10 protein-coding genes and 2 tRNA genes are annotated in these 13,481 nt (G+C 69.4%); 5 read left to right on the top strand and 7 right to left on the bottom strand.

The window, feature by feature from the left end; genetic code table 11:
• Positions 1-30 precede the first annotated feature (30 nt).
• Positions 31-1,572, bottom strand: a complete 1,542-nt coding sequence (gene proP / locus AEQ27_RS06750; RefSeq protein ID WP_054145961.1) for a glycine betaine/L-proline transporter ProP — start codon at positions 1,570-1,572, stop codon at positions 31-33.
• Between the two features lie 245 nt (positions 1,573-1,817).
• On the opposite strand from proP, the gene valS reads away from it, so the two are divergent.
• Complete coding sequence (valS, locus tag AEQ27_RS06745) at positions 1,818-4,448, top strand: valine--tRNA ligase (protein ID WP_054145960.1); 2,631 nt, start codon at positions 1,818-1,820, stop codon at positions 4,446-4,448.
• Positions 4,448-4,705: a hypothetical protein gene (locus AEQ27_RS06740; protein WP_054145959.1), complete on the top strand. Its 258-nt coding sequence runs from the start codon at positions 4,448-4,450 to the stop codon at positions 4,703-4,705. The genes valS and AEQ27_RS06740 overlap by 1 nt, the downstream gene beginning before the upstream one ends.
• A gap of 109 nt (positions 4,706-4,814) precedes the next feature.
• Here AEQ27_RS06740 and AEQ27_RS06735 read toward each other — a convergent pair whose 3' ends face one another.
• Positions 4,815-5,633: a methyltransferase domain-containing protein gene (locus tag AEQ27_RS06735; RefSeq protein WP_054145958.1), complete on the bottom strand. Its 819-nt coding sequence runs from the start codon at positions 5,631-5,633 to the stop codon at positions 4,815-4,817.
• Positions 5,634-5,667: 34 nt separating this feature from the next.
• Between AEQ27_RS06735 and AEQ27_RS06730 the strand changes: the two genes are divergently transcribed.
• On the top strand, positions 5,668-7,695 hold the full coding sequence (locus tag AEQ27_RS06730; RefSeq protein ID WP_054145957.1) for a M3 family metallopeptidase: 2,028 nt from the start codon (positions 5,668-5,670) through the stop codon (positions 7,693-7,695).
• A 77-nt stretch (positions 7,696-7,772) separates the two neighbouring features.
• Here the strand turns inward: AEQ27_RS06730 and clpX are convergent, their stop codons facing one another.
• The 5 genes from clpX to AEQ27_RS06705 all read right to left on the bottom strand — a co-directional run bounded on the left by clpX (position 7,773) and on the right by AEQ27_RS06705 (position 12,219).
• On the bottom strand, positions 7,773-9,053 hold the full coding sequence (gene clpX / locus AEQ27_RS06725) for an ATP-dependent Clp protease ATP-binding subunit ClpX (RefSeq protein ID WP_043597039.1): 1,281 nt from the start codon (positions 9,051-9,053) through the stop codon (positions 7,773-7,775).
• A 198-nt stretch (positions 9,054-9,251) separates the two neighbouring features.
• The gene (locus AEQ27_RS06720; RefSeq protein WP_043597037.1) at positions 9,252-9,917 is read right to left on the bottom strand and encodes an ATP-dependent Clp protease proteolytic subunit; all 666 of its coding nucleotides are present in this window, start codon (positions 9,915-9,917) and stop codon (positions 9,252-9,254) included.
• Positions 9,918-9,957: 40 nt separating this feature from the next.
• Complete coding sequence (locus AEQ27_RS06715) at positions 9,958-10,545, bottom strand: ATP-dependent Clp protease proteolytic subunit (protein WP_043597035.1); 588 nt, start codon at positions 10,543-10,545, stop codon at positions 9,958-9,960.
• A 216-nt stretch (positions 10,546-10,761) separates the two neighbouring features.
• Positions 10,762-12,084 (bottom strand): trigger factor, encoded by a 1,323-nt coding sequence (tig, locus tag AEQ27_RS06710; RefSeq protein ID WP_054145956.1) that lies wholly within the window; start codon positions 12,082-12,084, stop codon positions 10,762-10,764.
• A 62-nt stretch (positions 12,085-12,146) separates the two neighbouring features.
• Positions 12,147-12,219, bottom strand: a tRNA-Pro gene (locus AEQ27_RS06705).
• Between the two features lie 152 nt (positions 12,220-12,371).
• Here AEQ27_RS06705 and AEQ27_RS06700 point away from each other — a divergent pair.
• Both AEQ27_RS06700 and AEQ27_RS06695 read left to right on the top strand, forming a co-directional pair.
• Positions 12,372-12,442 (top strand) — tRNA-Gly (locus AEQ27_RS06700).
• A 226-nt stretch (positions 12,443-12,668) separates the two neighbouring features.
• Positions 12,669-13,439 (top strand): SGNH/GDSL hydrolase family protein, encoded by a 771-nt coding sequence (locus tag AEQ27_RS06695; protein ID WP_054145955.1) that lies wholly within the window; start codon positions 12,669-12,671, stop codon positions 13,437-13,439.
• Positions 13,440-13,481: the final 42 nt, after the last annotated feature.

Here is a 13,481-nt window from a genome sequence, read left to right as displayed (position 1 = left end):
GTCGTGATGTCTCGAACGCGGCGGGTGAGATCAGGGACGGGCGCGGCGGGCGGCGTCGGCCTCGGCGGCCTTCGGGTCGACCACGTCGATCAGCCCGGACTGCGCCCACTCGAGCGCCCAGTCCGACTTCGCGACCTCGCTCGACTCGTCGGCGTAGGCCTCAACCAACTCACGCGCCTCGTCGTCGGTCGCGACCGACGGGCCCGAGCCGAGCAGCGGCTCGTTGGCCGTCTCCTTCGTGAACCACACGGCGACGAGGCCGATCACGGCCGCGGCCATCAGGTAGAAGGCGGGGATGTCGTGGGCCCAGGAGAAGCCCTCCCCCTCGGCCCAGACGACCAGCGCCTCGGTGGCCAGGGGCGTGGTGCCGCCGAACAGCGAGACCGACACGTTGAACGCGATGGCCAGGGCGCCGTAGCGGATGATCGTCGGGAACAACGCGGGCAGCGTCGACGGCATGGTCGACGTAAAGGTGACGAGGACCAGGCCGAGGACCAGCAGGCCGACGAACACGAGGGGCGTGCTCTCGGACTGCACGAGCTTGAGGGCCGGCCACGACAGCACCAGGAATCCGATGCAGCCGGCGAACAGAACCGGGCGCCGCCCGAACCGGTCGCTCAGTCGCCCGCTGAACGTGATGACGATCATCATCAGGACCATCACGACGATCACGAGCAGCAGCCCCGAGGTCGCGCTGCGGCCGAGCGTGTTGGTGAGGTAGGTCGGCATGTACGACAGCAGCATGTAGTCGGTCACGTTGAACACCAGCACCAGGCCGATGCAGACGATCAGCGCACGCCAGTTCTCGGCGAAGAGCTTCACGAACGGCACCTTGACGTGCTCGCGCCCGGCGGCTTCCTCCTGCTGCTTCTGGAACGCCGGGGTCTCCTCGAGCTTGAGGCGCAGGTAGAGCCCGATCAGGCCGAGCGGCCCGGCGATCAGGAACGGGATGCGCCAGCCCCAGGCGAGCAGCGCCTCCTCGCTCATGCCGAGCTGCAGGCCGGTGACCAGCGAGGCACCCAGCACGTAGCCGGCGAGCGTGCCGAACTCGAGCCACGAGCCCATGAAGCCGCGGCGCTTGTCGGGCGAGTACTCGGCGATGAACGTGGCCGCGCCTCCGTACTCGCCACCGGTGGAGAATCCCTGCAGGAGGCGCGCCAGCAGCAGCAGGACGGGCGCCCAGAGGCCGATGGTCGCGTACGACGGGATCAGGCCGATGGCGAGCGTCCCGGCCGCCATGAGGATCATCGTCAGGGCGAGCACCTTCTGGCGGCCGATGCGGTCACCGAGCGGGCCGAAGAACGCGCCGCCGATCGGGCGCACGATGAAGGCGGCGGTGAAGGTGCCGAAGGTGAAGAGGATGTTCAACGCGTCGTTGCCCGGCGGGAAGAACACCTGGGCGATCGTCGTCGTGATGTAGGCGTAGACGCCGAAGTCGAACCACTCCATGGCGTTGCCGAGGGCGGCGGCACTGACCGCGCGCTTGAGCAGCCCCTCTTCGACGACGGTCACGTCGTCGGTGGTGAGCTTCCGGCGGGCGGGTTTCTTGCTGTCGTTCTTCTTGGCTGACATCGGATGAGGCCTCCAGGTCGTCGGGCGGTGGCAGTCGACCCCAGCGTCGGCAAAACCCCGCGAGCCTAGCAGAACCGCCATGTCAGTACCAGTGCAGCGTGCGCAGGCGTGCAGTGACCGCAGCCCTGCAGGAGGCGCGGTGGCGGCTCCCGAGGAGCCCTCGCGAGGGTGCGTACACTGGTCGGAGTCCCACAACCAGGCACCTCCCCACCGACACGGTGCCGTCCACAGAACCGGAGAAGACCATGACGTCAGCGATGCCCGAGAAGCCCGCCCTCGAAGGACTCGAGGCCCGTTGGGGTCAGGTCTGGGAGGCCGACGGCACCTACCGCTTCGACCGCACCGACGCGACCCGCGCCTCCGTGTTCTCGGTCGACACCCCGCCGCCGACCGCCTCGGGCAGCCTCCACATCGGCCACGTGTTCAGCTACACGCACACCGACGTCAAGGCCCGCTTCGAGCGCATGCGCGGCAAGCGCGTGTTCTACCCGATGGGCTGGGACGACAACGGCCTGCCGACCGAGCGTCGCGTGCAGAACTTCTACGGCGTGCGCTGCGACCCGTCGCTGCCCTACGACGCCGACTTCACCCCGCCCTTCGAGGGTGGCGACAACAAGTCGTCGAAGGCCGCCGACCAGGTGCCGATCTCGCGTCGCAACTTCATCGAGCTGTGCGAGCGCCTCACGGTGGAGGACGAGAAGCAGTTCGAGGACGTCTGGCGGAAGCTCGGCCTCTCGGTCGACTGGACCCAGAGCTACCGCACCATCGACGACGACTCGCAGGCCATCGCGCAGAAGGCCTTCCTCCGCAACCTGGCCCGCGGCGAGGCCTACCAGGCCGACGCGCCCACGCTCTGGGACGTCACGTTCCGCACGGCCGTGGCCCAGGCCGAGCTCGAGGACAAAGAGATGCCCGGGGCGTACCACAAGCTCGCCTTCCACCGCACCGACGGCCAGGGCGACGTGCTGATCGACACCACGCGGCCCGAGCTGCTGCCGGCCTGCGTGGCCCTCGTCGCCCACCCCGACGACGAGCGCTACCAGGCGTTGTTCGGCACGACCGTCCGCTCGCCGCTGTTCGACGTCGAGGTGCCCGTGGTGGCGCACCACCTCGCCCAGCCCGACAAGGGCTCCGGCATCGCCATGGTCTGCACCTTCGGTGACACCAACGACGTGGTCTGGTGGCGCGAGCTGCAGCTGCCGAACCGCGCCGTGATCGGCTTCGACGGTCGTTTCGTCAGCGAGGCCCCCGAGGCGATCACGTCCGAGGCGGGGCGCGCCTCCTATGCCCAGCTGGCCGGCAAGACGGTGTTCAGCGCCAAGCAGTCCGTGGTCGAGCAGTTGACCGCGTCGGGCGAGCTCGTGGGTGAGATCCGCAAGATCTCGCACCCCGTGAAGTTCTTCGAGAAGGGCGACAAGCCGCTCGAGATCGTCTCGACCCGCCAGTGGTACATCGTCAACGGTGCCCGCGACGAGCAGCTCAAGGGTTCGCTGCTCGAGCGCGGCGGCGAGGTGGCCTTCCACCCCGACTTCATGCGCGTCCGCTACGACAACTGGGTCAACGGCCTCAACGGCGACTGGCTGATCTCGCGCCAGCGGTTCTTCGGCGTGCCGATCCCGGTCTGGTACCCGCTCGACGGCGACGGCAACCCGGTCTTCGACCAGGTGATCGTGCCCACCGAGGCACAGCTGCCCATCGACCCGGCGTCCCAGGCGGCACCCGGCTACGACGAGTCGCAGCGCGGCGTGCCCGGCGGCTTCGTCGGCGAGGTCGACGTGATGGACACGTGGGCGACCTCGTCGCTCACCCCGCAGCTGGCCGGCGGGTGGGAGCGCGATCCCGAGCTGTTCGACCTCGTGTTCCCGTACGACGTGCGCCCCCAGGGTCAGGACATCATCCGCACCTGGCTGTTCTCGACGATGCTCCGGTCACAGCTCGAGTCGGGCACCGTGCCGTGGAAGAACGCGTCGATCTCGGGCTTCATCGTCGACCCCGACCGCAAGAAGATGTCGAAGTCGAAGGGCAACGTGGTCACCCCGGCCGCCATGCTCGACGACCACGGTTCGGACTCGGTGCGCTACTGGGCGGCGTCGAGCCGACTGGGCACCGACGCGGCGTTCGACCCGCAGAACCCCAAGCAGATCAAGATCGGCCGCCGTCTGGCGATCAAGGTGCTCAACGCGGCGAAGTTCGTCTACTCGTTCGAGCTGCCCTCGGGCGAGTTCGAGATCACGCAGCCGCTCGACCGCGACCTGCTCGCGTCGTTCGCCGCCGTGATCGAGACCGCGACCGAGGCGCTCGAGGGCTACGACCACGCCCGCGCGCTCGAGACGACCGAGAAGTTCTTCTGGACGTTCTGCGACGACTACCTCGAGCTCGTGAAGGAGCGCGCCTACGGTGCCACCACGCCGGCCGAGCAGGCCTCGGCCGTGCTCGCGCTGCGGACGGTGCTCGAGGGTCTGCTGCGTCTGCTGGCGCCCTACCTGCCATTCGCGACCGAAGAGGTCTGGTCGTGGACGCACGACGACTCGGTGCACCGGGCCGCGTGGCCGACCGTCGACGAGCTCGGCCTCACCGAGGGCGAGACCTCGTCCGGTCTCGTGGGGCTCGTCGGGCAGGCACTGATCTTCGTCCGGCGGGCGAAGTCCGACGCCAAGGCCTCGCAGAAGACCCCGGTGGCCTCGGCCGTCATCACGGGCCCCTCGGCCCAGCTCGAGCTCGTGAAGCTCGCGGCAGGTGACCTCGCGGCGGTCGGCAAGATCGCCGAGCTGTCGTTCGCCCAGGGCGACGAGCTGGCGGTCGGTGACATCGTCTTCGCCGAGGTGCCGGCCGACGCCGGTGTCGGCGCCGCTCCGGCCCCGACGGCGGGTGCCTGATGCAGCTCGGCACGCGGTGGAGCGTGGGAGGCGCGGCCCCGGCCGAGCTGCCCGCTCCCGTCCTCGGGGCGGTCGCCCAGGTCGAGCGTGAGCTCGCCGACCAGCGAGTCGACGCGACCTCGTGGCGCTGGACGCTGACCTGGCTCGAGCGCCGTCCCGTCGTCGAGCTCGACGACGGCACGGTCATCCGGGTCGACGCCGTCACCGGCGAGGCCCGCATCCACGAGCCCGTCGACGCCGAGGGCGACGACGACTAGCGCCACGTCGGCCGAGATGTGACGACGTGCCGCTCACCTCTGGGGGTGAGCGGCATGTCGTGTCTTCTCGATCACTCGCCGACCGCTGGTCGCCGGCTGCTGGTCGCGGTCAGGCGCGGGCGAGCAGCTCGCCGTGCGGCATGATCAACCAGCCGTCGGGGGCGTCGCGCCAGGTTCGCCAGGCGTCGGCGATCGCGTGCAGCTCGTCGTGCGTGGCCGCACCCTTCTCGATCGCGTCGGCGTAGAACGCCGACTCCGTCGCCCGGGCCGCCCAGCTGTCACCCCACCAGGTGCGGTCCTCGTCCGAGGCGAAGCACCACACGGAGGCGCTGCTCGCCACGTCGACGAAGCCCGCCTCGAGCGCCCAGCCCTTGAGGCGCCTCCCGGCGTCGGGTTCGCCGCCGTTGCCGCGGTGCACGGCCTGGTAGACGTCCATCCACCGGTCGAGACCGGGGTTCTCGGGAGCCCAGACACAGCCGTGGTAGTCGACGTCATGGACGGCCACGACTCCCCCGGGGCGGGTCACCCGACGCATCTCGCGCAGGGCGGCCACCGGTTCGCCCACGTGCTGCAGCACCTGGTGTGCGTGGACGACGTCGAACGCGTCGTCGTCGAACGGCAGGGCGAACAGGTCGGCGGTCTCGAACTGCACGTTGTGCAGGCCGGCCTCGACCGCGAGCGACGTCGCCTGCTCGACGATGCCGGCCGCGGCGTCGATGCCGATCACCCGACCGGGCGCGATTCGTCCGGCGATGTCGACGGTGATGGTCCCCGGCCCCGACCCGACGTCGAGGACGCTGACCCCGGGCACGAGGTGCGGCTCGAGGTACGCGGCCGAGTTCTCGACCGTCCGCCACGAGTGGCTGCGCAGCACGCTCTCGTGGTGGCCGTGGGTGTACCGGGCGGGCGTCTCGGGGCGTTCGCTCATGCGGCGACCCTAGCGCGCCTCCTAGTGTGGGCTGATGACGAACCCGTTCCTCTCCCCCAGCACGCTGCCGTACTCGCTGCCGCCGTTCGCGAGCATCACCGACGACGACTACGGCCCCGCGTTCGAGGCCGGCTTCGCCGAGCAGTTGGCCGAGGTCGAGGTCATCGCGGCCGCCCCTGCCGAGCCGACCTTCGAGAACACGGTCGCCGCCCTCGAACGCAGCGGCGCCATGCGCACCCGCGTCGAGCACGTCTTCTTCAACAAGACCTCGTCGGACTCGACCGAGGCCACCGACGCCCTCGAACTCGAACTGGCCCCGCGGCTCGCGGCACACGCCGACGCCATCCGCCTCGACCCACGTCTCTTCGCCCGTCTCCGCAGCGTGCACGAGCGTCGGGACGCCCTCGACCTCACCGCCGAGCAGCGCTACCTCGTCGAGCGGCCCGTCGCCGAGGCCCCCCGCCCGGGGGCCGCCCCCCGCGACGCAGCCAAGGACCGCCTGCGCGACCCCAACGGACGGCTCTCGACCCTGACGACGCGGTTCGAGAAGAACCTGTTGGCCGACACGAACGAGCTCGCCGTCGTGGTCGACGACGTCGCCGAACTCGACGGACTCGACCCGGGGGCGATCGCCGCCACCGCCGAGGCAGCCCGAGAGCGTGGACTCGAGGGTCGCTACGTCATCACCCTCGTGTTGTTCAGCGGCCACCCCTACCTGGCGAGCCTGACCGACGAGGCGCTGCGCGAACGCATCATGCAGGCGTCGCTCTCGCGCGGACGCCGCGGAGGCGACCCCGACACCCGCGAGCTCGTGCTCGAGATCGCCCGCCTGCGGGCCGAGCGGGCCGAGCTGCTCGGGTTCCGGTCGCACGCCGCCTACGTCACGGCGGGCGAGACCGCGGGCACCCCCGAGGCGGTGGCCGACCCGCCCGGGCGGCTCGCGCCCCCCGCCGCCCGCCACGCGCGCGCCGACCCGGCCGGGCGCGGGCGCGTCGCCGGGCGGCCGGTCCGGGCCTCGGACTGGGCCCTGTACGCCGAACGGGTGCGCACCGAGAAGCACGACGTCGACACGGCCGCCATGCGCCCGTACTTCGAGGCCGAGCGCGTTCTGCACGACGGCGTCTTCTTCGCCGCGGGGCTGCTCTACGGCCTGCGGTTCGCCGAGCGCCCCGACCTGGTCGCGTACCACCCCGAGGCGCGGGTCTTCGAGGTGACCGACGCCGACGGCGCCGAGGTCGGCCTCTACGTGCTCGACCTGTACACGCGCGACAGCAAGCGCGGAGGCGCCTGGATGAACCCGCTCGTCTCGCAGTCCTCCCTGACCGGACTGCCGACGGTGGTGGTCAACAACCTCAACGTGCCGAAACCGCCGGCCGGCCAGCCGACCCTGCTGACGCTCGACGAGGTGACGACGTTCTTCCACGAGTTCGGGCACGCCCTGCACGGTCTCGTCGCCCGGGTGACCTACCCGACCTTCTCGGGCACGAACGTCTTCCGCGACTTCGTCGAGTTCCCCAGCCAGGTGAACGAGATGTGGATGCTCTGGCCCGAGGTGCTCGCGAACTACGCCGTGCACCACGAGACCGGCGAACGCCTCCCCCAGCCGCTGGTCGACGCGCTCATCGCCTCGCAGGGGTTCGACCAGGGCTTCGAGACGAGCGAGTACCTCGCCGCGGCGCTGCTCGACCAGGCGTGGCACGCGTTGTCGTCGGCCGAGGCGGCGGCGGTCACCGACGTCGAGGCGTTCGAGCAGGAGGCGCTGGCGGCGGCGGGCCTCGACCCCGCGTCGGTCCCCACCCGCTACTCGAGCACGTACTTCGCCCACACCTTCTCGGGCGGATACGACGCCGGCTACTACTCGTACATCTGGAGCGAGGTGCTCGACGCCGACACGGTCGAGTGGTTCGAGCAGAACGGCGGACTCACCCGCGAGAACGGTGACCGGTTCCGCTCACGGCTGCTGGGCGTCGGCGGCTCGAAGGACCCGCTCGAGGCCTACCGCGACTTCCGCGGTCGGGACGCCCGGGTCGAGCCCCTGCTCGCGCGTCGCGGCCTCGCCTGACACCGCGTCGGCCGACGCGGCCTCGCCTCACGCGAGAACGCCCCCGCCGAACCGGCGGGGGCGTTCTGACGTCGCTGCTAGGCGGACTTCTCGGTGCGCTGTTCGACGAGGCGCGGCACGATCGTGGGCGCGGCGTTCTCGAGCACCGAGGCCCGTGTGATGACGACTCGCCCGACGGTGTCGTCCGACGGGACGTCGAACATGATCGGACCGAGGACCTCTTCGAGGATGGCACGGAGCCCGCGAGCGCCGGTCTGACGCAGGACGGCCAGGTCGGCGATGGCTTCCAGGGCGCCGCGGTCGAACTCGAGCTCGACCCCGTCGATCTCGAACATGCGCTGGTACTGCCGCACGAGCGCGTTCTTCGGCTCGGTGAGGATCTGCATCAAGGCGGGCTGGTCGAGCTGCGTGACCGTGGTGACCACGGGCAGACGACCGATGAACTCGGGGATGAGGCCGAACTTGTGCAGATCTTCGGGAAGGACCTCGCTGAAGAGGGCTGCCTCGTCTTCTTTGCTGTGCAACGGGGCACCGAAACCGATGCCGCGCTTGCCGGCGCGGTTCGAGATGATGTCCTCGAGCCCGGCGAAGGCCCCGGCGACGATGAAGAGCACGTTGGTCGTGTCGACCTGGATGAACTCTTGGTGGGGGTGCTTGCGACCACCCTGCGGCGGCACCGAGGCGACGGTGCCCTCGAGGATCTTGAGCAGCGCCTGTTGCACGCCCTCGCCCGAGACGTCGCGCGTGATCGACGGGTTCTCGGCCTTGCGGGCGATCTTGTCGATCTCGTCGATGTAGATGATGCCGGTCTCGGCCCGCTTGACGTCGTAGTCGGCGGCCTGGATCAGCTTGAGCAGGATGTTCTCGACGTCTTCGCCGACGTAACCGGCCTCGGTGAGGGCCGTGGCGTCGGCGACGGCGAACGGCACGTTGAGCCGTTTGGCGAGGGTCTGGGCCAGATAGGTCTTGCCGCAGCCGGTCGGGCCGATCAGCAGGATGTTCGACTTCGAGATCTCGACCTCGTCGGCGAGCGACTCGGCGGCCGTGAGGGTCGAGGCGGCACGGATGCGCTTGTAGTGGTTGTAGACGGCCACCGAGAGGGCACGCTTCGCCGCGTCCTGCCCGATCACGTACTCTTCGAGGAACGAGTAGATCTCGCGGGGTTTGGGCAGGTCGAACTCGCTCGCGGGTTCGTCACCGGCCTCGGCGAGGCGCTCTTCGATGATCTCGTTGCAGAGCTCGACGCACTCGTCGCAGATGTACACGCCAGGACCGGCGATCAACTGCTGGACCTGCTTCTGGCTCTTGCCGCAGAACGAGCATTTGAGCAGATCGGCACTCTCACCTATGCGTGCCATGCTCGGCCTCCCTGATTGGCTGAGGTCATCGACCGGGACCGGTCGTCGTGTGCAACGAGCCTAACCCGATCCGCCGACACTCACGGACCGACCCGGGTGGTTCGAGCACATCCGACGGGGATGGTCGGAGGAGGACGTGCCGATCGCCACGACGAAGGCCCCGGACAGGTGCCCGGGGCCTTCGTCGTCATGCCGAGATCAGCGCGTCAGCGCCGCCGGCTGGTTCTTGCGCGAACCGAGGACCTGGTCGACGAGACCGTACTCGAGCGCCTCTTGAGCGCCCAGGATGTTGTCGCGCTCGATGTCGCGGTTCACCTGCTCGGGCGTCTTGTTCGAGTGCTTCGACAGGGTCTCTTCGAGCCAGGTGCGCATGCGCAACACCTCGGCGGCCTGGATCTCGATGTCGGAAGCCTGACCGCCGCTGCTGCCACCGGTCGCGGGCTGGTGGATCAGCACGCGGGCGTTGGGCAGTGCGAGACGCTTGCCGGGCTGGCCGGCGGCGAGCAGGACGGCCGCAGCCGACGCCGCCTGACCGAGGCAGACCGTCTGGATCTCGGGACGGATGTACTGCATCGTGTCGTAGATGGCCGTCATGGCCGTGAACGAGCCGCCGGGCGAGTTGATGTAGAGCGTGATGTCGCGGTCGGGGTCCATGCTCTCGAGCACGAGCAGCTGGGCCATGATGTCGTCGGCCGAGGCATCGTCGACCTGGACGCCGAGGAAGACGATGCGGTCTTCGAACAGCTTGGCGTAGGGGTCCTGACGCTTGTAGCCGTAGGCCGTGCGCTCTTCGAAGCTGGGCAGGATGTACCGGGAGCTGGGGGTCTGCACTCGACCCGCGCCACCCATCATCGGGAGTTCCATGAGTTCTTCTCTTTCTCGTTCTGACGAAGGGGCGGAGGGCCTAGGCCTGGTCGGTGCCGGCGCCGCCGACGACGTCGGTGGCCGAGCCGCGGATGTGGTCGACGAAGCCGTACTCGAGGGCCTCTTCAGCGGTGAACCAGCGGTCGCGGTCGCCGTCTTCGTTGATCTGCTCGACGGTCTTGCCCGTCTGCGCGGCCGTGATCTCGGCCAGTCGGCGCTTCATCGAGAGGATGAGCTGCGCCTGCGTCTGGATGTCGGACGAGGTACCGCCGAACCCGCCGTGCGGCTGGTGCAAGAGGACACGCGCGTTCGGCGTGATGTAACGCTTGCCCTTGGTGCCGGCCGTCAAGAGCAGTTGGCCCATCGACGCGGCCATGCCGATGCCGACGGTGACGATGTCGTTCGGCACGAACTCCATGGCGTCGTAGATCGCCATGCCCGCCGTGATCGACCCGCCGGGCGAGTTGATGTAGAGGTAGATGTCCTTCTCGCTGTCTTCCGCAGCGAGCAGCAGCAGTTTCGCGGCGATCTCGTTGGCGTTCTCGTCGCGGACCTCAGAGCCGAGCCAGATGATCCGGTCTTTGAGCAGTCGGTCAAAAACACTGTTGGGCAGTGTCACGTCGGCCATGGTGGAGCTCCCATTCGTTGTCGCTTGTCGTCGAATCTATCGGAGCCAACGCACGGGTTCCGGGCTGTTCGCCCACGGCAGATACCGCGCCTCCACGGCCTCGTGGGGGCGCGTCCGAGAGCCCGGGAGGCGCGGCGCCGGAAACGACGGAGGGCCGGGTGCGATCTCGCACCCGGCCCTCTCGACGTGACGGGTCAGTCGTCCCGCCCCTGCTGCTTACGCGTGGTCGTGACCCGCGTGGTCGTCGTCGCCGCCGACGCCCGCGGTCGCGGTGAAGGCGGACAGGTCGACGGAGTCGCCCTTGCCGTCGACGACCTTGGCCTTGCTGAGCACGACCGCGAGGGCCTTGCTGCGAGCGACCTCGCCGACCATGGCGGGGATCTGGCCGTTCTGGGCGAGGACCTTGATGAACTCGCCGGGCTCCATGCCGTACTGGGCCGCACCCTGGATGAGGTACTGCGTCAGTTCGTCCTGCTCGACCTTGACGGCCTCTTTCTCGGCGATGGCGTCGAGGAGGATCTGGTTGCGGAAGGCCTTCTCGCTGCTCTCTTTCACCTCGGCGCGGTGCTCGTCGTCCTCGAGGCGGTTCTCCTGCTCGAGGTGACGGTGCACCTCGTCCTCGACGAGCTTCTCGGGAACGGGGATCTCGACGGCCTCGAGCAGCTTCTCGACGACCTGGTCGCGTGCCTGGGCACCCTGACCGAAGGTCTTCGACTTGGCCAGCTGCTCTTTCAGGTCGCCCTTGAGCTCGTCGATCGTGTCGAACTGGCTGGCGATCTGGGCGAAGTCGTCGTCGGCCTCGGGCAGCTCGCGCTCTTTGACGGCCGTGACGTCGACGGCGATGAGGGCGGTCTCGCCCTCGCGGTCGCCGCCGAGCAGCTTCGACTCGAAGGTGGTGCTCTCGCCGGCGGTGAGCGACTCGAGGGCCTCGTCGATGCCCTCGATCAGTTCACCCGAGCCGAGCTCGTAGGAGATGCCCTTGGCGGTGTCGACGACGTCGTCGCCGATGGTCGCCGTGAGGTCGATCTGCGCGAAGTCCCCCGTGGTGGCGGGGCGGTCGACGGTGACCAGCGTGCCGAAACGGGTACGCAGGTTCGTGAGCTCTTCGGCGATCTCGTCGTCGGTGATGTCGACCGTGTCGACCGTCAGCTCGAGGCCGTCGTACTCGGGCAGGTCGAAGTCGGGGCGCACGTCGACCTCGACGGCGATCTTCAGGTCGCCCGAGAAGTCCTTGACGTTCGGCCACTCGACGACGTCGGCCTCGGGACGACCGAGGACGCGGATCTCGGTCTCGGTCACGGCCTCGCGGTAGAACTTGTCGAGGCTCTCGCTGACAGCGTGGTTGAGGACCTCTTCACGACCGACACGCTGGTCGATGATGGGCGGCGGCACCTTGCCCTTGCGGAACCCGGGGATGTTGACCGACTCGGCGATGTGACCGTAGGCGTGCGTGACGCTGGGCTTGAGTTCGTCGGGGGTGACGACGATGTTGAGCTTGACGCGCGTGGGGCTGAGCTTCTCAACCGTGGTCTGGACCAATGTGGGGCTTCTCCTGTGTTGGTGGCGCTGAACTCACATCCGAGACAGCAGGTAGACGATCGTCGGGGCGACAGGACTCGAACCTGCGATCTTCCGCCCCCAAAACGGACGCGCTAGCCACTACGCTACGCCCCGTGTATCAGCCTGGAACCGGCCGGCACGCGTGAGCCCCGTTGAGGTCGGGTACGTGAAGGCCGCGTCGAGTCTAGCCGACGCCGAGGGCCCGTGACTGAGCGACCTCGTCGGATGCCTTATGCTGGTCTCACCCGTGCGGCTCGGCCGCTCACGGGGATGTAGCTCAATGGTAGAGCCTCAGTCTTCCAAACTGATCACGCGGGTTCGATTCCCGTCATCCCCTCTCGAATCATTCGACGCCTCCGGCGTCGGCGCCTGTAGGCGCCCTCAATGAAATCTTCTCCGCGCCCTGCACGCAGGTGTCGGCGCCGGTAGGCGCCTTCGATGCAATTTTCTCCGCACCTTGCACGCAGGCGTCGGCGCCTTTCAGGGGTCTCTGGGGTGGCTCGGGGGGGGAAGTCGTGCTGGCGGATGATTTTTCCTGGCGCGACGTGACCCAAGATGGCCACATGAGACGCGCGACGTTCGCACGGGTCGCGTTGGTCGGCGCGGTCGTGGCCACCCTCGCGGCCGGGTGCGCCGCTCCTCCGACCCACGCGACCGGCGCCTCCGGGTCCGGCACGATGGCTCAGGCCGCCGCCGCACCCGGCGTGGCCGTCGCACCGAGCTCGGGCGGCGTGCGGGTCGCCGTCGTCGGCGACTCGTTGACCGCCGGAGGTGGCCGCCTGCTCAGCGAGGGGCTCACCGCCGACACCTGGATGACCTACGCCCAGGGTGACGGCATCGACTACGTGGGCGGCTACGCCAAGGGCGGCTCGACAGTGCAGGAGCAGGCCGCGGCGGTGCGCCCGATCGACGACGTCGACGTCCTCGTGTTGATGTCCGGCACGAACGACGTGCGCCTCGGACTGACCTTCGCCGAGTCCGCGGCGTCCTACGACGCGATCGTCGACACGATCCGGCCGAGGCACGTCGTCGTGGCCGCAATCCCGCCCTACGACCGTGCACCCCGGGCCGCGGCGCGGTACGAGGCGCAACTCGAGAGCTACGTCGCCGACGCGGGCTGGACCTTCACCGACCCCTGGGGGTTCGCGCGGGCGGGCGACGTCTTCGCCGCCGGCACGACCCTCGACGGCATCCCCCCCACGACGGCCGGTGACGAGGCCCGGGGCCCCGCGTTGCGCGACACCGCCCTCGACGTGGCGGGCCCGCGGGCCGTCGCCCCGCAGGCGGACTCCCCCGCCGACCCGGCCGACGCCGCTCCGGGCACGACCAGCTGACGACACCCGTCCGACGCTCCGGCAGCCGGTCGCCCGCGCACC

It is taken from the genome of Frigoribacterium sp. RIT-PI-h, from assembly GCF_001297205.1.
Classification (GTDB): domain Bacteria; phylum Actinomycetota; class Actinomycetes; order Actinomycetales; family Microbacteriaceae; genus Frigoribacterium.
Note: the sequence above shows the minus strand (reverse complement) of the source record. Positions and strands in the feature narration are given on the sequence as shown.

Coding starts and splice junctions, on each gene's coding strand:
- AEQ27_RS06730 (WP_054145957.1), top strand. CDS start 5,668: ATGACGAACCCGTTCCTCTCCCCCAGCACGCTGCCGTACTCGCTGCCG.
- valS (WP_054145960.1), top strand. CDS start 1,818: ATGACGTCAGCGATGCCCGAGAAGCCCGCCCTCGAAGGACTCGAGGCC.
- AEQ27_RS06735 (WP_054145958.1), bottom strand. CDS start 5,633: ATGAGCGAACGCCCCGAGACGCCCGCCCGGTACACCCACGGCCACCAC.
- AEQ27_RS06695 (WP_054145955.1), top strand. CDS start 12,669: ATGAGACGCGCGACGTTCGCACGGGTCGCGTTGGTCGGCGCGGTCGTG.
- AEQ27_RS06740 (WP_054145959.1), top strand. CDS start 4,448: ATGCAGCTCGGCACGCGGTGGAGCGTGGGAGGCGCGGCCCCGGCCGAG.
- clpX (WP_043597039.1), bottom strand. CDS start 9,053: ATGGCACGCATAGGTGAGAGTGCCGATCTGCTCAAATGCTCGTTCTGC.
- proP (WP_054145961.1), bottom strand. CDS start 1,572: ATGTCAGCCAAGAAGAACGACAGCAAGAAACCCGCCCGCCGGAAGCTC.
- AEQ27_RS06715 (WP_043597035.1), bottom strand. CDS start 10,545: ATGGCCGACGTGACACTGCCCAACAGTGTTTTTGACCGACTGCTCAAA.
- AEQ27_RS06720 (WP_043597037.1), bottom strand. CDS start 9,917: ATGGAACTCCCGATGATGGGTGGCGCGGGTCGAGTGCAGACCCCCAGC.